The organism is Rhodococcus sp. EPR-147, from assembly GCF_001647185.1.
Classification (GTDB): Bacteria; Actinomycetota; Actinomycetes; order Mycobacteriales; family Mycobacteriaceae; genus Rhodococcoides.
In genome coordinates, this window is record NZ_LVCU01000422.1 from 1 (window position 1) to 17127 (window position 17127).

Annotated in this window: 16 protein-coding genes, 2 pseudogenes and 1 riboswitch; of the genes and pseudogenes, 9 read left to right on the forward strand and 9 right to left on the reverse strand. The window is 64.5% G+C overall.

Annotation, left to right across the window (positions count from 1 at the left end):
- The coding region (locus A2J02_RS18615) for an AMP-dependent synthetase/ligase (RefSeq protein ID WP_156516294.1) at nucleotides 1-845 on the forward strand (845 nt) is incomplete at its 5' end.
- A 10-nt stretch (nucleotides 846-855) separates the two neighbouring features.
- Here the strand turns inward: A2J02_RS18615 and A2J02_RS18620 are convergent.
- The 5 genes from A2J02_RS18620 to A2J02_RS18640 form a co-directional block, all read right to left on the reverse strand.
- Nucleotides 856-1980: a glycosyltransferase family 4 protein gene (locus A2J02_RS18620; RefSeq protein WP_068052069.1), complete on the reverse strand. Its 1125-nt coding sequence runs from the start codon at nucleotides 1978-1980 to the stop codon at nucleotides 856-858.
- A 23-nt stretch (nucleotides 1981-2003) separates the two neighbouring features.
- Nucleotides 2004-3356 carry a hypothetical protein gene (locus A2J02_RS18625; protein ID WP_068052072.1) on the reverse strand — a complete coding sequence of 451 codons (1353 nt, stop codon included), beginning with the start codon at nucleotides 3354-3356 and terminating at the stop codon, nucleotides 2004-2006.
- Between the two features lie 31 nt (nucleotides 3357-3387).
- The gene (locus A2J02_RS18630; protein ID WP_082898910.1) at nucleotides 3388-4449 is read right to left on the reverse strand and encodes a C40 family peptidase; all 1062 of its coding nucleotides are present in this window, start codon (nucleotides 4447-4449) and stop codon (nucleotides 3388-3390) included.
- A gap of 308 nt (nucleotides 4450-4757) precedes the next feature.
- A complete protein-coding gene (locus tag A2J02_RS18635; protein WP_068052083.1) occupies nucleotides 4758-5312 on the reverse strand; it encodes a C40 family peptidase in 555 nt (184 codons plus the stop codon).
- A 16-nt stretch (nucleotides 5313-5328) separates the two neighbouring features.
- Nucleotides 5329-5492, reverse strand: a riboswitch (cyclic di-AMP (ydaO/yuaA leader).
- A 115-nt stretch (nucleotides 5493-5607) separates the two neighbouring features.
- Nucleotides 5608-5889 carry a hypothetical protein gene (locus tag A2J02_RS18640; protein ID WP_068052086.1) on the reverse strand — a complete coding sequence of 94 codons (282 nt, stop codon included), beginning with the start codon at nucleotides 5887-5889 and terminating at the stop codon, nucleotides 5608-5610.
- A 147-nt stretch (nucleotides 5890-6036) separates the two neighbouring features.
- On the opposite strand from A2J02_RS18640, the gene A2J02_RS18645 reads away from it, so the two are divergent.
- Both A2J02_RS18645 and A2J02_RS18650 read left to right on the forward strand, forming a co-directional pair.
- Nucleotides 6037-7836 carry a DEDD exonuclease domain-containing protein gene (locus A2J02_RS18645; protein ID WP_082898912.1) on the forward strand — a complete coding sequence of 600 codons (1800 nt, stop codon included), beginning with the start codon at nucleotides 6037-6039 and terminating at the stop codon, nucleotides 7834-7836.
- A gap of 54 nt (nucleotides 7837-7890) precedes the next feature.
- Nucleotides 7891-8166, forward strand: a complete 276-nt coding sequence (locus A2J02_RS18650; RefSeq protein ID WP_068052089.1) for an Lrp/AsnC family transcriptional regulator — start codon at nucleotides 7891-7893, stop codon at nucleotides 8164-8166.
- Nucleotides 8167-8178: 12 nt separating this feature from the next.
- On the opposite strand, the gene trpD is transcribed toward A2J02_RS18650, so the two are convergent.
- The gene (trpD, locus tag A2J02_RS18655) at nucleotides 8179-9240 is read right to left on the reverse strand and encodes an anthranilate phosphoribosyltransferase (RefSeq protein ID WP_068052092.1); all 1062 of its coding nucleotides are present in this window, start codon (nucleotides 9238-9240) and stop codon (nucleotides 8179-8181) included.
- A gap of 51 nt (nucleotides 9241-9291) precedes the next feature.
- The gene (locus A2J02_RS18660; protein WP_068052095.1) at nucleotides 9292-9768 is read right to left on the reverse strand and encodes a hypothetical protein; all 477 of its coding nucleotides are present in this window, start codon (nucleotides 9766-9768) and stop codon (nucleotides 9292-9294) included.
- A 151-nt stretch (nucleotides 9769-9919) separates the two neighbouring features.
- Between A2J02_RS18660 and ctaE the strand changes: the two genes are divergently transcribed.
- The 5 genes and pseudogenes from ctaE to A2J02_RS18685 all read left to right on the forward strand — a co-directional run bounded on the left by ctaE (nucleotide 9920) and on the right by A2J02_RS18685 (nucleotide 14962).
- On the forward strand, nucleotides 9920-10531 hold the full coding sequence (ctaE, locus tag A2J02_RS18665) for an aa3-type cytochrome oxidase subunit III (RefSeq protein ID WP_037192869.1): 612 nt from the start codon (nucleotides 9920-9922) through the stop codon (nucleotides 10529-10531).
- 83 nt (nucleotides 10532-10614) lie between these two features.
- Nucleotides 10615-11463: pseudogene (gene qcrC / locus A2J02_RS18670) on the forward strand (cytochrome bc1 complex diheme cytochrome c subunit).
- Complete coding sequence (gene qcrA / locus A2J02_RS18675) at nucleotides 11460-12671, forward strand: cytochrome bc1 complex Rieske iron-sulfur subunit (RefSeq protein ID WP_256980917.1); 1212 nt, start codon at nucleotides 11460-11462, stop codon at nucleotides 12669-12671. The pseudogene qcrC and the gene qcrA overlap by 4 nt, the downstream one beginning before the upstream one ends.
- On the forward strand, nucleotides 12668-14446 hold the full coding sequence (qcrB, locus tag A2J02_RS18680; protein ID WP_068052098.1) for a cytochrome bc1 complex cytochrome b subunit: 1779 nt from the start codon (nucleotides 12668-12670) through the stop codon (nucleotides 14444-14446). Before qcrA ends, qcrB begins: the two co-directional genes overlap by 4 nt.
- Nucleotides 14447-14686: 240 nt before the next feature.
- A complete protein-coding gene (locus tag A2J02_RS18685; protein ID WP_068052101.1) occupies nucleotides 14687-14962 on the forward strand; it encodes a helix-turn-helix domain-containing protein in 276 nt (91 codons plus the stop codon).
- Nucleotides 14963-15138: 176 nt separating this feature from the next.
- Here the strand turns inward: A2J02_RS18685 and A2J02_RS18690 are convergent, their stop codons facing one another.
- Entirely contained in the window at nucleotides 15139-15555 is a 417-nt protein-coding gene (locus tag A2J02_RS18690; RefSeq protein ID WP_068052104.1) for a cytochrome c oxidase subunit 4, read from the reverse strand.
- Between the two features lie 18 nt (nucleotides 15556-15573).
- Nucleotides 15574-16653 (reverse strand): aa3-type cytochrome oxidase subunit II, encoded by a 1080-nt coding sequence (ctaC, locus tag A2J02_RS18695; protein ID WP_068052110.1) that lies wholly within the window; start codon nucleotides 16651-16653, stop codon nucleotides 15574-15576.
- Nucleotides 16654-16875: 222 nt separating this feature from the next.
- On the opposite strand from ctaC, the pseudogene A2J02_RS18700 reads away from it, so the two are divergent.
- Nucleotides 16876-17127, forward strand: a pseudogene (locus tag A2J02_RS18700) (asparagine synthase (glutamine-hydrolyzing)); the annotation flags it as partial.

A 17127-nucleotide genomic window follows, 5' to 3' on the forward strand; every position in this document is an offset into this window, starting at 1 on the left:
CGGGAATCGTGTTGCGCACCAAGCACACCGTGTTCGACAAGTTGGTGTACGGCAAACTGCGAGCAGCGCTCGGCGGCAAGTGCGAACTCGCGATCTCCGGCGGAGCGCCCCTCGGTTCCCGGCTCGGCCACTTCTACCGGGGCATCGGTGTGACGATCTACGAGGGCTACGGACTGACCGAAACCACGGCGGCGTTCGCGGTCAACACCATCGGATTCCAACGCGTGGGCAGCGTCGGGCGTCCACTGCCCGGCAACACCGTGCGCATCGCCGAGGACGGAGAGATCCAACTCCGCGGACCGGTGGTGTTCGACGACTACTGGCGCAACGAGACCGCCACCGCCGAGTCGCTGGACGAAGGCTGGTTCCGCACCGGTGATCTCGGTTCCGTGGACGACGACGGCTACATCACGATCTCGGGACGCAAGAAAGAACTGATCGTCACCGCAGGCGGCAAGAACGTCTCACCCGCCGGGTTGGAAGACCACCTGCGGGCGGGTGCACTGATCAGCCAGGCCGTCGTCGTGGGCGATCAGAAGCCCTTCATCGGCGCGCTCATCACCCTCGATCCGGACGCGTTCAATCGCTGGAAGTCCGCACACGGCAAGGCCGCCGACGCCACCGCGGCGGATCTGCAGACGGACCCCGAACTCGTCGCGGAGATCGACGCCGCCGTCGCCGACGCGAACAAGTCCGTCTCGCATGCGGAGTCCATCAAGAAGTATCGACTTCTCCCCCACGACTTCTCGGAGGAGAACGGCGAGCTCACTCCCACGATGAAGCTCAAGCGCAACGTCATCACCAAGTCGTACGCCGACGAGATCGAGTCGATCTACTCCCGTTGAGCCGTACTGCCTAGATCAACGAACGCAGCTTCTCGGTCAGCACGTCCCAGCGCCATTCCGCGTCCACCCAGGCGCGGCCGGCGTTGCCCATCTGCGTCGCCAGCGTGCGATCGGACAGGATTCGCACGATCGCGTCGGTGGTGTCCGAGACGGACGTGCCGTCGACGACGAGGCCGGTCTTGTTGTGCTGCACCGCTTCCGGCGCACCCCCGGACATGCCGGCGACTACGGGTACACCACAGGAAGACGCCTCGAGGTAGACGATGCCGAGACCTTCGACATCGAGACCGGCACCTCGGGTTCGGCTCGGCATCGCGAACACGTCGGCGATCGTGTGGTGGGCGGCGAGCTCCGCCGACGGCACGGTACCGGTGAACACCACGTGTTGCTCCATGCCGGTGGATCGGACGAGCTCGCGCAGAGTCTTCTCGTACGGCCCGCCGCCGACGATCACCAGAACCGCTCCGTCGACGGCCCGGCGGATCCCCGGGAGCGCCCGGATCAGGACATCCTGACCCTTGCGCGGAACCAGCCGGGACAGGCACAGAACGGTGGGGCGATCACCGAGGCCGTAGCGGGCACGAAGTTCCGCTCGCGCTGCGTCGTCGGGCACGAAGCGATCGGTATCGACACCGGGCGGCAGATGTTCGAGGGCGGCGGTCCGCCCGAACGCCGAGCTGAATCGCCCCCGGGTGTACTTGCTGACGTAGGTCACCACATCGGTGTTCTCGCCGATCGTGCGCAGGGTCGCCCGCCCGCCCGGCACCATCGACCATCCGACCTCGTGACCGTGTGTGCTCGCCACGATGCGATCGGCCCCGGCCTTGCGCAGGTACGACGACATCACTGCCAACGGAGCCGACGCACCGAACCACACCGAATCGCAGCCTCGGGACTTCAGGATTCGAGCCGCACGACGCGCGACGAGCGGAGTCGGCAACATCAGGGTCGTCGGATGCCGGATCACCTCGAAAGGCTGCCTGGCATCGAACTTCTCGTGCGAGTCGCCGCGCCAGCGGGGGGCGTAGACCACCAGCTCGTCGGCCGGCAGCTGCGAGGCGAAGCTGTGCAAGTAGGACTGAATACCACCCGGGCGAGGAGGAAAGTCGTTCGTCACGAGCAGGGTACGACGCATGGCGTCAACCGTAGCGCCCCGTCTCAGCGGGCCTGGCGAGCCACCCAGTCACCCCACGAGGACACGAACTGTGCCCGGTCGAGTCCCAGCACAGACTCGAATGCAGAATCGGTGGGGCTCTCGGACGCGAGCGCTTCGTACAGGGAACGCAGGGTCGACTCCCCGAACCGGTCGGCCACGAATGCGAACACCGACCAGGCCGATTCGTAGGCCACACTCGACCGGGCACCACCGGCACCGAAGTCCTCGTTCTTCGGCAGCACCGTCGGCGGCCCACCCGCCGCCACGATCGCCGCGAGAGTGGGTGCGAGTTGCGCGAACTCGGCACCGGACCCTCGATACCCGGAATAGTCGGCGAACCCCTCCGACACCCACAACTCCGTACCGTCGGACGTCCTCGCCCTCGCCGCCACATGTGTCAACTCGTGCCGCAGAACCGAGCGCACGGTGAACGGCGTCAACCTCGACGCGGCGTCGGGACCGAACACCACCCGCTGACCCGTCGGACGGGAGCCGTCGGCCGCCACCGCGTCGGACACCGTCACCGCAGCCACGTCGGTGGACGGATCGGACCCCGTCAGTTCGGCGAACTCCTCCGCCGAGGATGCGACGAAAATCAGCCCGTCGCGCGCCCAGTCGTCTCCCCAGAAGTCGGTCACGGCCGCGATTGCCGACGGAAGTTCGGCCGTAAGGTTCTCCACGAACGCATCGCGGTCCGGATGACCCATGACCACAGATGTCCCGGCTGCAGTGGCCACCGAACGCACGGTGAGAGGGCCGAAGTCCCACGGCCCACGCCAGGTCTGGCGTCGATACTCGGTCAGATCCGCGTCGTCGACCAACCGCCATCGACCGTCCCGCTGGGCGACGACGAGTGAGACCGGCCGACGCGTCGGCGATGCGTCCGGGCCGGTGATCGCGTATCGCAGATACACCGCGGGTGCCCAGACATCGGTGGAATCGAGCGCCGCTGCGATCGACGGCGGCACCGGGGTCTCGGGCTCGTCGCCCAGGTCGTAGCCGAACTCCGCGAAGGGGACGCCGGGTACCACTGCTGCCCGGCGCAGCTGCGCTTCGACGAAGCCGGGGTCGGCCTGCGGATCCATCACATCGCGCAGTGCGTCGAGATCACCGGAACGAACCGCGCGCGCCCACTGGTCGAGGAGGACGGTCACATCGGCGCGGCGCTGCTGATCGTAGGTCGGCGGGTCCTGGCCGACGGTGACCTCGGCGGTCCCGGCCGTGGGCGGGCCGTCGAATCGGTGAATCAGGACGACCGAGACTGCGACCACCACGACGACCACGACGACAAGCCAGCGCCGCCATGACGATCGGAGGATGACGTGCAACCCGGATGGTCGGTTCGAGGTGCTCATGCCGCCACTCGTCGATCGTCGAGACACGACCTCAGTATCGACGCGCCCCGTAGTACGGGAACGATGCCATCGACTGCACCTTCACGGGCACACCGAATGTGGAGGCATGCAGCACGTTGCCGTTTCCGGCATAAATTCCGACGTGTGAGATGTCCGGATAGAACAGAACGACGTCACCGGGCTGCAGATCCTTCTGATCCACCGGAGTTCCGCCCGCCGCCTGCGCCTGACTCGATCGCGGCAGCGTCTTGCCCACCTGCTTATAAGCCCACACGACCAACCCGGAGCAGTCGAAGCCATCCGGACCGGTTGCGCCCCAGACGTACGGCTTGCCGATCTGCGTGAGGCCGGCCTGCAGCGCACTGGCTCCCGATCCCGGCGTCAGGTTCTGCAGAATCGAGGACGGGTCGAACCCGTCGGGCAGGGTCGAACCGGCCAGAGACAGTTGCTCCGAGGACGAGAGCGCACTGTAGGCGGCCATGACCTCGGCTATCTGTCCCTGCAGCTCACTCTGCTTGGCCTGGAGATCGTCGCTGACGGCCTTGGCCTGCTCTGCGGCGACGCGTGCCTGTTCGGCGGCCGTCGTCGCGGCCTGCTCGGCCGTCTCTGCATCCGAGCTGGCCTGCTTGAATCGGGCGACCTGGTCGGCGGTCTCCGCCGAGATCACGTCCAGCGCCGACATCTGGTCGAGCAACTGCTGTGGTGAGTCGCTGACCATGACGGCGAACAGTCGGTTGGTCCGCGCGCCCTGGTAGTTGACGTTGGCGACCTTGTCCATGGCCGGTTTGAGCTGCTCCAACTGCGCCTGCGCTGCGTCCACGGCGGCACGGCTCTGGTCGACGAGGGCCTGAGCGTCGAGTTGCTGCTGGTTCTTGGCGTCGAGATCGATCTGAGCATCGTGCAGAGATTCGGTGGTCTGCTCGGACTGGCGAGAGAGCTCGGCGAGTTCGGTCTGCGCGTCGGATGCCGAACCGAATCCCGGCTGCGCGGTTGCCGTCGTCGTCGGCACCACGGCGATGCATGCGGTCAGCGCGAGCGCAACCACCGAGTTTCGGGCCGTACGCAACGCTCGGGTAGACCTCGATATCGCCACGGAAAGCGACTCTCCGTCCTCACAGATGTTGCCTCGACCGAGGCAACGGTTGGAAAAGTAGTCCGAAAACGAACCATACCCAGGCTCTTACGGGCGCGGACGTGAACACGGTCCGAAATCGACGGGGGTTCGAGGTGACAGGTCACAAAATAAACATCGACCAGGTCTCGATCAGATTACGAACTGGATCCTTCCCTGTCCACCGAACCGGCGTGTCGCGCAGTCCGTGTCCGGATACGCCGACAGGGCCGAGCCGATGAACGGCTCGACCCTGTCGGTCGGTTCACAACGAGCGTCGATCGCTCGAGTCAGTAACGGCGAGCACCGTCGAACGGCATCGAGTCGAGCGGGGCAACCTTGACCGGCACGCCGGACGTGGATGCGTGCACGACATTGCCGTTGCCGACGTAGATGCCCGAGTGCGAGCCGTCGTAGAACGAGACGACGTCGCCGGGGGCGAGGCTGTCGCGCGAGACCGGAGTGCCTGCGGCGGCCTGGTCGTAGCTCGTACGAGGCAAGCTGACGCCGGCCTGCTTGTACGCCCACTGGACGAGGCCCGAGCAGTCGAACGAATCCGGACCCGAAGCCCCGTACACGTACGGTGCTCCGATCTTGGATTCTGCGGCCTGAACGGCCTTCGCAGCCGGGGTGACCTGCGGTGCCAACGGCGCACCCGGCGCGGGCACACCCGGAAGGTTGAGGGGAGGAAGGCCCGGGATGTCAGGAATCTCGAAGGTTCCGACGCCGGGAATGGTGAGGGGGGCCGCCATTGCGGGTGCAGCGGGAAGAACGACCACGCCTGCCGTGAGCGCTCCGGCTACGAGGACTCGCCGCAATGTTCGGTTGGAAAGTTGTGACGCCACGAAAGATGGTGCTCCGTTTCTTCCTATCGTCCGCCGACCGAGTTAGCTGACGGGTTCGGGCTGGGAAGAGCAGCCCTACCCACCGGCCACCATGTGGTGGCTCAGCGGGATTCACCCCAGTAGATATCGGGTTCCCGGTACGAACACTCTCGCGAGTGAACGATTAGGCGGTGACTTGCGACGCCACTCCGGTTTGGACTGGCGAGACTCCGCAAGGTCTCAGGAAGGTTACGAAATGGCATACCCCCGTGTCGACCCCAACTCGCCGAGGAGAGCGAATTCGGCTCGATTCTCGCTAGCCGGCGCGCTGATCCCCCGGTGTGTCACGAGTCGATAACAAAGGAACCTCGGCGATGTCGTCGTCGTTCACCACGAGCTTGAGAGTGGGCACGAGACCGACATCGGCGAGCACCCCCATGGCACCGAGTTCCTCCTGCTCGAGAGTGATACGAGACGGCGGACCGACCCGCCGTCCGTCCGACCCGGACGGCATCCCCGGAGCCCCCAGAAGCACCGTCACGACGCAGTCCGCGCAGGCGATGTCACGGACCAGGCAGTCACTGCAATCGATGATCATTGTGATCCTTGTCTCTTTACGGTTTCCGGCGGCCGAATCGGCCGACTCAGCGAAAGATAGCGACGGGCACCGACAGGTTCCGTGACACGACGACGTTCGACGGCGCGATGAGCGTTCTTGTCGGAGGTCGGCCCTAACGTCGTCCCGGTGAGCCTGCCCATCCAGCTGACGTTCGACGAACTCGACACCCCGCTGCACGAGACGACGTTCGTCGTCGTCGACCTCGAGACCACCGGCGGTAGCGCGGACACCGAGGCCATCACCGAAATCGGGGCAGTCAAGGTTCGAGGCGGCGAGATTCTCGGCGAGTTCGCCACGTTGATCGACCCGGGCAGGTCCATTCCGCCGTACATCGTGGAACTGACCGGCATCACATCGGCGATGCTCATCGGTGCGCCGCGCATCGAACGGGTTCTGCCCGGTTTCCTCGAGTTCGCACGAGGTTCGGTACTGGTGGCGCACAACGCCGGCTTCGACACCGGATTCCTCAAGGCCGCCGCGAGCCGTCTCGACATCGCGTGGCCACGGTTTCAGGTGCTGTGCACGGTCAAGCTGGCTCGCCGAGTTCTGACGCGCGACGAAGCTCCGTCGGTGAAGCTGTCCGCACTGTCGACTCTGTTCCGATCCGGCACCAGGCCTACCCACCGTGCGCTCGACGACGCCAGGGCCACGGTCGACGTTCTGCACGGCCTCATCGAACGCGTGGGCAATCAGGGAGTCCACAGCTACGCCGAGTTGGTCGACTACCTACCCGCGGTGTCGGCCGGCCAGCGCGCCAAACGCGGGCTGGCCGCCCATCTTCCCGGCACACCCGGCGTCTATCTGTTCCGCGGCCCGTCCGACGAGGTGCTGTACGTCGGTACGTCCAACAACCTCAAACGACGCGTGCGCAACTACTTCACCGGCTCGGAGACCCGAGGCCGGATGAAGGAGATGGTCGCACTGGCCACCCGCGTCGACCACGTCGAGTGTGCACACGCGCTCGAAGCCGGAGTCCGCGAGCTACGTCTGCTCTCGGCGCACATCCCGCCGTACAACCGCCGCTCGAAGTTCCCCAGGAAAGGGTGGTGGATCACCCTGACCGACGAGGCGTTCCCTCGCCTGTCGATCGTCCGCACCCCGGCACCGAACAGTCTCGGACCGTTCTCGGTTCGCGGTGACGCCGCAGAGGCCGCGGCGCTCGTCGCGGAGTTCTGCCGCCTGCGTACGTGCACTCGCCGTCTGGCCCGCTCGGTTCGACACGGTGACCAGTGCCCGGCGACCGACGTCGGAGGCTGCCCAGCGGCACTGTCCGGCCCGTTGACGGCCGACGAATACTCCGATGCCCCGACGCAGTTTCTCGCGCTGGTGTGTGGCCAGGACGACGCCGTTCTCGTCTCCATGCGCCGCCGCGTCGCCGAGCTCGCAGACAAGGAGCTGTACGAGACGGCTGCCCGTCTGCGCGACAGAATTGCGATCACCGTCGATGCACTGCGCCGGATGCACCGATCGGCAGCAGTGGCCGCCATTGCCGAACTGGTTGCGGCGAGGCGCACGGCCGACGGCGGGTGGGAGTTGATCGTGGTGCGCTTCGGCCGGCTGGCCGGCGCTGCCGTCGCGCCGCGGGGAGTGCATCCGATGCCCGTCGTCGATGCCATCACCGCGTCGGCCGAAACGGTGGTGCCCGATACGACCCCGCTGCGCGGCGCGCCCCCGGAGGAAGTCGGACTCATTGCGGCCTGGCTGCGCACGGACGGAGTCCGGATCGTGCGCACGAGCAGTGGGTACTGCAGCCCGGCACGGTCGGCGGGTTCGTGGGAGTCGTGGTGTCGGACGGCGAGAGAAGCCGCGAGGGCAGGAGTGGAGCCTGCGGAACGACTGTTCAGCTCAGGAGTGGAGCCTGCGGAACGACTGTTCAGCTCAGGAGTGGAGCCTGCGGGACGACTGTCGGGGTACGGCAGCAACTAGGGTCTGGGGGTAGCTCGCGTCGGACACCGAGCTCGAGATGCTTGAGGAGCGCACATGATCAATGCCATCGTCTTGATCGACGCCGAGGCCGACTTGATTCCGGAAGCGGCGCAGGCCGTTGCGGATGTCGACGGGGTGTCGGAGGTCTATTCGTGTGCTGGTGATGTCGATCTGATCGCCATCGTGAAAGTTCGTGATCATGCGTCGATCGCAGAGGTCATCACCAAGCACATCAATCGTGTGCGGGGGGTGCGCAGCACCACCACTCACATTGCGTTCCAGTCCTATTCGAGTGCCGATGTCGAAGCCGGGTTCTCGATAGGCGAGTAGCCGCGCTCTTCGTCAGCCGGCGAGTTCGGTGGTGCATCGACCCCAGTCGGCGAGTAGCCGTGCTGCTGCACCGGAATCGATTGTTGTTGCGGCAGTGGCCAATCCGGCTTCGATTCGGGCGTGGAGGTCGTCGGACACGCCGTGGTGCGCTGCCATGGCTGCGGCGGCATTGAGCAGTACGGCGTCGCGGACGGGGCCCTGTTCTCCGGCGAACACTCGGTGCGCCACTGCTGCATTGAATTCGGCGTCTCCACCTCTGAGAGCTTCTATGGGCGCTCGGGCGATGCCGTAGTCGAGCGGGTCGATCGTCTCGACGGTCACCGAACCATCGGACACCGCGTGCACTGTCGTGGTGGTGGACAGTGTGATCTCGTCCAGTCCGTCGTCACCGCGGACCACGAGCACCGAGCTGCCCCGGGCGGCGAACACGTCGGCGACGACGGGGACCAGGTTCTCGAACGCACAGCCGATCAGGCCTGCGCGCGGGCGCCCGGGGTTCGTCAGTGGCCCCAGCACGTTGAAGACCGTGGGGATTCCGATTTCCTTGCGCGGTGCGGCAGCGAAGCGGAGTGCGGGGTGGTGGATCGGTGCGAAGCAAAAGCCGATGCCGACCTGCTCGACGCTCGACGCGACTGCGTCGGCCCCGAGGGTCACTCGGACCCCCAATGCTTCGAGCACGTCGGTCGTGCCGCTCTTCGACGACGCTGCGCGGTTGCCGTGCTTGACGACTCGGATCCCGCTGGCAGCGACGACGACGGCTGCCATGGTGGAGATGTTGACGGTGTCCGCTCCGTCTCCTCCGGTCCCCACGACGTCGACGGCGTCGGTGTCGGTGTGCACCAGCACTGCGTGCGCCAGCATCGATTCGGCGAGTCCGTTGACCTCCGCCGGCGTCGGACCTTTCATCTTCAGCGCCACTCCGAAGGCTGCGATCTGCGCGGCTGTCGCGTTGTCGGCCATGATCTCGTCCATGACCCAGCCGGTGTCGGCGCTGGACAGGTCGGTGTGGTTCGTCAACGCGCCGAGGATTCGACGCCAGGTTCGCGGCTGTTCGTCGCTGATCGCTGCGGTCATGGTGGTTCTGCCGTGCCCTTCTGCCGTCGATGCACTCGGTGCGGTGGAAGCTTAGCCAGACGCTGCGTCGGGCTGCGCGGGCTGCAGTGCGTCCCACCCCAGTACTGCTCCCCCTCGACGCTGAGCAAGGCCGGCCATGCGAGAACGCTCCTGCGAGCAGTGCAGAGCGTCGAGTACCTGAACACGTTGCAGAACCAGCGGCACGCCGCCTTCCACCCGAGGGCGGTAGCCGGTGCTCTCCGGTAGTTCGGCGGCCGGCCCCACTTCGTAGTCGTCCTGAGCCGCAACCGCTGCTGCGTCCTCCACTTGGTCGGAAGGCAACACGAGATGATGCCGTAGCACCACCTCCGCCGATTCCGTCCACAGCGGTCGGGTCCTCGCTGCTTCGTCGAGCACGGCCGAGCATGCCTGTGCATCGTCGAAGCAACTCGCCACTGTCACGAGGTCCTCGCGAGTGGGGTCCAGACGTTCGGCCGTCGATCGCGAGAACAGTCTCCGAAACCATCCACCTTCGGTGCGCTTTGCCATGAGGCCAGCCTTGCACGACTGGACCCTACCGGCCCGTACAGAGGCTCTGACCAGCACGGGAACAAGGACGTACGCGGATTCGTTCCGACACGACGCGCCAAGAGCGGACCCGGATATGCCTTCCGTACTACGACGGGTCATACTTCTCTTTGTGACGAGCGCTGTAGGGACTCAAGGATCGGCAATCACCCAACGCGTGCACTCGCTGAACCGTCCCAACATGGTCAGCGTCGGCACGATCGTGTGGCTGTCTAGTGAACTCATGTTCTTCGCCGGGCTGTTTGCGATGTACTTCGTCGCACGCGCCCAGGCGAATGGAATCTGGCCGCCGGAGCCGACGGAGCTGAACCTCGCTCTCGCTGTGCCGGTGACCGCGGTGCTGATCGCATCGTCGTTCACCTGCCAGCTGGGCGTGTTCGCCGCCGAGCGAGGTGACGTCTTCGGACTGCGCCGCTGGTACATCATCACTCTGGTGATGGGCGCGTTCTTCGTGGCCGGCCAGGCGTACGAGTACTACCACATGGTGCACGAGGGCACGACGCTATCGAGCAGCGTGTACGGCTCGGTCTTCTACATCACGACCGGTTTCCACGGATTGCACGTCATCGGCGGACTCATCGCTTTCGTCTTCCTGATCACCAGAACGCTGGTCAGTAAGTTCACGCCCGCGCAGGCCACCGCGGCCATCGTCGTTTCGTACTACTGGCACTTCGTCGACATCGTCTGGATTGCCCTCTTCGCAACGATCTACTTCATCCGCTAGTGACAGTCAGCACACCAAAGATAACGAGCGAACGGAATCAGCCCCCGACGTTCGGTCCGTCCCGACACGACAAGGGATAGAAGATGAGTACATCTCCCCCAGCAGCATCCGACGACAACGCCGCCTCCAAGACGAGACGGCAGCGTAGGACGCGCCGACGCATCACCGGTGCTCTCGTTCTGATGATGGGCCTCCTGAGCGCAGGGTTCCTCGCCTCGGCCCTGACGCCGGCTCCTCAGGTCGCGACTGCCGATACCGATTCGGCAGCGCTCATCCGCGAGGGCAAGCAGCTCTACGACACGTCCTGCGTCACGTGCCACGGTGCCAACCTGCAGGGTGTTCAGGATCGCGGACCGAGCCTCATCGGCGTCGGCGAAGCAGCCGTGTACTTCCAGGTGTCGAGCGGTCGTATGCCCGCTGTTCGCAACGAGGCACAGGCGATGCGCAAGCCGCCGAAGTTCAACGACAAGCAGATCGACGCCCTCGGTGCCTTCATCAACGCCAACGGCGGCGGACCGACGGTCATCCGCGACGAGAACGGTGAGATCGCTCAGGAGTCCCTGCGCGGTGGCGACATCGGACGCGGCAGTGAACTGTTCCGACTCAACTGCGCTTCCTGCCACAACTTCACCGGTGAAGGCGGCGCTCTGTCCTCGGGCAAGTTCGCACCGTCCCTCGGCCCTGCCAACGAGCAGGAGATCTAAACCGCGATGGTCACCGGCCCGCAGAACATGCCGAAGTTCTCCGATCGTCAGCTGACGATCGAGGAGAAGTCCGACATCATCGCGTACGTCAAGTCGGCCCAGGAAACCCTTCCCGCAGGCGGTTGGAGCATCGGAAGTTTCGGTCCCGGTACCGAGATGATCGCTATCTGGACGGTCGGCATCATCGCCGTCGTCGGAGCAACTTTGTGGATCGGAGCTAGATCATGACCGACGGCGATTCCGGCCGTAAGGACGCGGGCAACGACGACGAATCCGGACGCAAGGATGCGCCCGGTGCCGACGGCGTGAACGCGGACAAGAAGTACACCGACGAGGAACTCGCCGCGATGAGCCGCGACGAACTGGTCGAGCTCGGCACCAACCTCGACGGTGTCGATGTCGCTTTCCGCCGCAACCGTTGGGCTGTGGAAGGTACCCGCGCCGAAAAGCGTGCCGAGCGCAGCGTCGCGATCTGGTTCGCGATCGCCGGCCTCGCCGCTGTCGCATTCATCGGCATCTACCTGTTCTGGCCGTGGCAGTACTCCGGTATCGGCGAAGAGAACTACCTGGCCTACTCGCTGTACACCCCGCTCATCGGCGGCACGATGGGCCTGGCGATCCTCGCGGTCGGTATCGGCGCGGTGCAGTTCACCAAGAAGTTCATCCCCGAAGAGGTCTCCATCCAGGACCGTCACGACGGCGGCTCGTCCGAGCTGGACCGCAAGACTCTCGTGGCAGAGCTGGGCGATTCGCTCGACACGTCGACCATCGGTCGCCGCAAGGTGATCAAGCGTTCGCTCGTCTTCGGTGGTGGCGCGCTCGGCGTCATGGCGCTGCTCCCCCTCGGTGGACTGATCAAGAATCCCTGGGCCAAGGGCGAAGATTCGCCGTTGTGGGTATCCGGCTGGACTCCTCGCTACGATGGAGAGACCATCTACCTCCGACGAGACACCGGGCGACCGGAAGATGTCGTTCTCGTTCGGCCCGAGGACTTGGACGCTGGTGCCATGGAGACCGTCTTCCCGTTCCGCGAAGCGGACCGCGAGAGCGAGCACGATCTGCTCGTCTCGCTGCGTGGAGTTCGTAACTCGGTCATGCTCATTCGCCTTCGCCCGGATGCCGCCAGCACCGTCATCAAGCGCAAGGGTCAAGAAAGCTTCAACTACGGCGACTACTTCGCCTACTCGAAGATCTGTACGCACCTGGGTTGCCCGACATCGTTGTACGAGCAGCAGACCAACCGAATTCTGTGCCCTTGCCACCAGTCGCAGTTCAACGCGCTCGAGTACGGCAAGCCGATCTTCGGACCGGCTGCGCGTGCGCTGCCCCAACTTCCCATCACTGTCAACGAAGAGGGATTCCTCGTCGCTTCGGGAGATTTCACCGAAGCTCTGGGGCCCGCCTTCTGGGAACGTCGTCCGGAGCGTGACTCATGAGTACATTGCAAACCCTCGCCGCCAAGCAGGCCGACGGCGTAGACAGTCGTTACCACCTGGCACCGGGATTGCGTCGCCAGATCAACAAGGTCTTCCCCACGCACTGGTCGTTCCTGCTCGGTGAGATCGCGCTGTACAGCTTCGTCATCCTGCTGATCTCGGGCGTGTTCCTCACCTTGTTCTTCGATCCGTCGCTCAGCGAGGTCGTGTACGACGGTGCGTACACCCCCCTCAACGGTGTGACGATGTCCAGGGCATACGCCACCGCTCTCGACATCACGTTCGAGGTTCGTGGCGGTCTGTTCATGCGGCAGATTCACCACTGGGCGGCCCTGATGTTCGCCGCCTCGATCATCGTGCACATGATGCGCATCTTCTTCACCGGTGCGTTCCGTCGCCCGCGCGAGGCCAACTGGGTCATCGGTTGTTTGCTGCTCATCCTGGCGATGTTCGAGGGCTTCTTCGGCTACTCGCTCCCCGACGATCTGCTTTCCGGCACCGGCCTCCGCGCCGCTCTCGGTGGCATCACGATGAGTATCCCGATCATCGGCACGTGGATGCATTGGCTCATCTTCGACGGCGACTTCCCCGGCACGATCATCATTCCGCGCCTGTACGTCGCTCACGTTCTTCTTCTACCGGCCATCATCCTGGCGCTGATCGCAGCCCACCTGGCCCTGGTCTGGTACCAGAAGCACACGCAGTTCCCCGGACCCGGCCGCACGGAGCAGAACGTCGTCGGCGTTCGTATTCTTCCGGTCTTCGCGGTCAAGTCCGGTGCTTTCTTCGCCGTCACCTTCGGTGTGCTGGCAGCAATGGGCGGACTCATCCAGATCAACCCGATCTGGAATCTCGGACCGTACAACCCGTCGCAAGTGTCGGCAGGCGTGCAGCCCGACTTCTACCTGATGTGGACCGACGGCATGGCACGACTGTGGCCTGCCTGGGAGATATACATCGCCGGGCGCTACACCATCCCGGCAGTGTTCTGGGTGGCAGTGATCATGGGTCTCGTCTTCACCGTGATGATCGCGTACCCGTGGATCGAGAAGCGTCTGACCGGAGACACTGCGCATCACAACCTGCTTCAGCGTCCCCGTGACGTTCCGGTGCGTACTGCGATCGGCGCGATGGCCCTCACGTTCTACGTGATCCTCACGCTCTCGTGCATCAACGACCTCATCGCCTACAAGTTCGACATCTCGCTCAACGCGATGACGTGGATCGGTCGTATCGGAATTCTCACCATGCCTCCGCTCGCGTACTTCATCGCGTACCGATTCTGCATCGGACTGCAGCGCAGCGATCGGGCAGTTCTCGAGCACGGCATCGAAACCGGAATCATCAAGCGACTCCCGCACGGCCAGTACGTGGAAATCCACCAGCCGCTCGGACCGGTCGACGATCACGGACACCCGATTCCCCTCGATTACCAGGGCGCAGCCGTTCCGAAGAAGATGAACAAGCTCGGCTCGGCCGGAAAGCCCGGCTCGGGATCGCTGTTCAGTCCGGATCCGGTGGCACAGAGCAAGGCTCTCGAAGATGCCCTTCACAAGGGTGAACACGAGCAGCTGACGATGCTCCGCAACTACCAGGCGGGCATCCACGGCAACGGCCACTCGAACGGCAACGGCCATGCCAATGGCAACGGGCACTCGAACGGCAACGGCCACTCCAATGGCAACGGCCACTCGAACGGCAACGGCCATGGACTCCACTCGGATGAGGACACCGCTATCGCTTCGGGTCGAAGCGACAACGACAGAGAACACTGACATCTGACAGAGTCTCGAAAAGGGCGACACCGGCAACGGTGTCGCCCTTTTTGTTGTCTGCGAACACGATCCGGGCTGGAACACTTCGCATCACCCTCCGAGGCAGCACGGCCGACTGCTCGTCGTCGGGAGATCCGATAGCCCTCCCCTCCCCCACCGTCGGATGACCCATCCATATCCCAGGTACATCGACCGGTCTCAGCTCCGGGGTTCGCGACGACCGGTATTACTATCGGTGTCATGGTCCGTGTTCCACTCACCCCCGGCGAACTCGCCCGCGGTGCCAGGCTCGGCTCCGCTCTCCGTCATGCCCGCGGTGGCCGAACCATGACCGACGTCGCCGATACAGCAGGCATCTCGGTCGAAACTCTGCGCAAGATCGAGACCGGCCGAATTCCGACGCCGGCGTTCTTCACCGTCGCCGCGTTGTGCGGCGCGCTGAACATCTCCCTCGATTCGCTTGCCGATCAGGTGCCCCGTGCCGTTCGGTCCCACTCGGAGGCCGACGTTTCCTGAGGGTGCGTGCCACCTCGTTCACCGCAGCGCGCTCGACCTCCACACGCTCGCTCTCCGTGTCACCTCACAGCGCCATGAGCGGACCATCCTGTTCGGCCGGTATGGCGGGACAGCAGAAAAGGGCCCCGGTCGCTCGTGAGAACAACCGGGGCCCTTTTCGGGTGGAGCAGATGGAGTTAGTGGCGCTCGGCACCGACGTGGTACTCGAACACCAAACCTGCGGCCGCAGCGATGACGCTCACCACGCCGAGGGCGATGAGCCACGGCTGGAAGAAGGCGAATCCGATGGCGGTGATGGACGCGGCGCCTGCGAGCACGATCGGCCAGAAGCTACCGGGGCTGAAGAAGCCCAGGTCTCCTGCGCCGTCGCTGACCTCGGCGTCGTCGAAGTCCTCGGGTCGGGTGTCGAGGCGTCGTGCGACGAATCGGAAGTAGGTTCCGACGATCAACGTCAGACCGACCGACAAGAAGATCGCGGTGACTCCGGCCCACTCGACTCCTGTGCGGCTCAGGCCCGTGAACAACGCGTACACGATGCCGACCAGGAGAAAGAAGACAGTGAGGATTTCGAAGATCTTGGCTTCGATTTTCATATCAGCATGCTTCCTTGGTCAGTTGCCTTCAGCGACAGCGGCTGTGCGGAGGGTGCGGTCGGTCGAGAACGGAGCGGTGCTCGTTGCGAGAGGGCTTTCGCCGATGGCTTCGAGTGCCTGCGCGTTGGTCAGCGCATCTCCACCTTCGGACAGAGGCTTGCGAAGCTCGATGTACTGCTCGAACCGCTCGGGAGACACGGCACGAACCTCGAAGTTCATCATCGAGTGGAAGGTGCCGCACATTTCGGTGCACCGTCCGACAAAGGAGCCTTCGCGTTCGATTTCGCTGATCTGGAAGACGTTGTCGGAGTGGTTCTCCTCGGGGTTCGGGAGAACGTCACGCTTGAACAGGAATTCCGGAACCCAGAATCCGTGGATGACGTCCGAGGACGCGAGCACGAATTCGATGCGCTTACCGGTCGGCAGAACCAGGACCGGGATCTCTTCGCTCGAGCCGACCGTTTCGATCTTGTTGTAGTGCAGGTACGACAGATCCTGCGTGGATGCTCCGTTGATCGGTCCCGGAACGAACTCGCCGTCCTCGCTGCCCTCGGCACCTTCGCCCGGAGTGGCAGCGGCCTCGGCGGCAGCCTGCTCCTCCTCGTCGGTGCCCTCGTACTTGGCGGCACCGTCCTTGAGGTCGATGGTGCGGTAGCCGAACTTCCAGTTCCACTGGTAAGCCGTGACATCCACCTGGACGTCGGGATCGGCCTGCTTCTCGTCGACGTAGTTCTGCACCACGACGGTGAAGTAGAACAGGACGGCGATGATCACGAACGGGACCGCCGTGTAGAACAACTCGAGCGGAACGTTGTAGGCCGTCTGGCGAGGGAACTCCGGTGAGCTCTTCTTCTTACGGTGGAACAGCACCACCCAGAAGATCAGAACCCACACGATGATGCCCATGACCAGGGCGGCAATGACCGACCACGTCCACAGGTCGCCGATGCGTCGCCCCTGCGGGGTGACGCCCGAGGCGAAACCGAAATTGAGTACGTTGTCGCTGCTGATGGAACAGCCCGACAGCATCAACGCGGCTACACCGAGAAATGCTGTCAGCCCCGCTCGCCGAAGGATCCGACTATGCGCCACGTTCACGCCTTCCTGATTGCCCACCACTGAAGAATAAGGGCTTCCACATGGAGATGCCCGAGTACTACGCAGCGTAGACCAAAGCTGACGCGGAGCCACCCTTGGGTCGTTACCTAGGTTCGAGCGTGTCTGCGGCATACTCGGTTGCTGATCGACCGTCCCGCTGACGACACGCGGAGATCCGGCCCCCGGCATTGTCCCCAACTGCGAGAAGAGGTAGCAGACGCTGTGTGTGGACTGCTCGGAGTACTGACATCTCACGGAACGACCGCCGCCGGCGTCGAGCTGGTGAGCTCGGCGACTCACTGCATGCGCCATCGTGGCCCGGACGAGCCCGGTGGCACCTGGCACGACGACGACGTCGTATACGGCTTCAATCGACTCTCGTTCATCGACATCGAACACTCGCACCAGCCGATGCGGTGGGGTCCGCCCGAGTCGCCGAACCGGTACGCACTGGTGTTCAACGGTGAGATCTAC

Bases quoted from the DNA above. Each gene is read 5' to 3' on its own strand.
- A2J02_RS18620 (WP_068052069.1), bottom strand. From the start codon at position 1,980: ATGCGTCGTACCCTGCTCGTGACGAACGACTTTCCTCCTCGCCCGGGT.
- A2J02_RS18650 (WP_068052089.1), top strand. From the start codon at position 7,891: ATGATCAATGCCATCGTCTTGATCGACGCCGAGGCCGACTTGATTCCG.
- A2J02_RS18625 (WP_068052072.1), bottom strand. From the start codon at position 3,356: ATGAGCACCTCGAACCGACCATCCGGGTTGCACGTCATCCTCCGATCG.
- trpD (WP_068052092.1), bottom strand. From the start codon at position 9,240: ATGACCGCAGCGATCAGCGACGAACAGCCGCGAACCTGGCGTCGAATC.
- qcrB (WP_068052098.1), top strand. From the start codon at position 12,668: ATGAGTACATTGCAAACCCTCGCCGCCAAGCAGGCCGACGGCGTAGAC.
- A2J02_RS18685 (WP_068052101.1), top strand. From the start codon at position 14,687: ATGGTCCGTGTTCCACTCACCCCCGGCGAACTCGCCCGCGGTGCCAGG.
- qcrA (WP_256980917.1), top strand. From the start codon at position 11,460: ATGACCGACGGCGATTCCGGCCGTAAGGACGCGGGCAACGACGACGAA.
- A2J02_RS18660 (WP_068052095.1), bottom strand. From the start codon at position 9,768: ATGGCAAAGCGCACCGAAGGTGGATGGTTTCGGAGACTGTTCTCGCGA.
- A2J02_RS18640 (WP_068052086.1), bottom strand. From the start codon at position 5,889: ATGATCATCGATTGCAGTGACTGCCTGGTCCGTGACATCGCCTGCGCG.
- A2J02_RS18690 (WP_068052104.1), bottom strand. From the start codon at position 15,555: ATGAAAATCGAAGCCAAGATCTTCGAAATCCTCACTGTCTTCTTTCTC.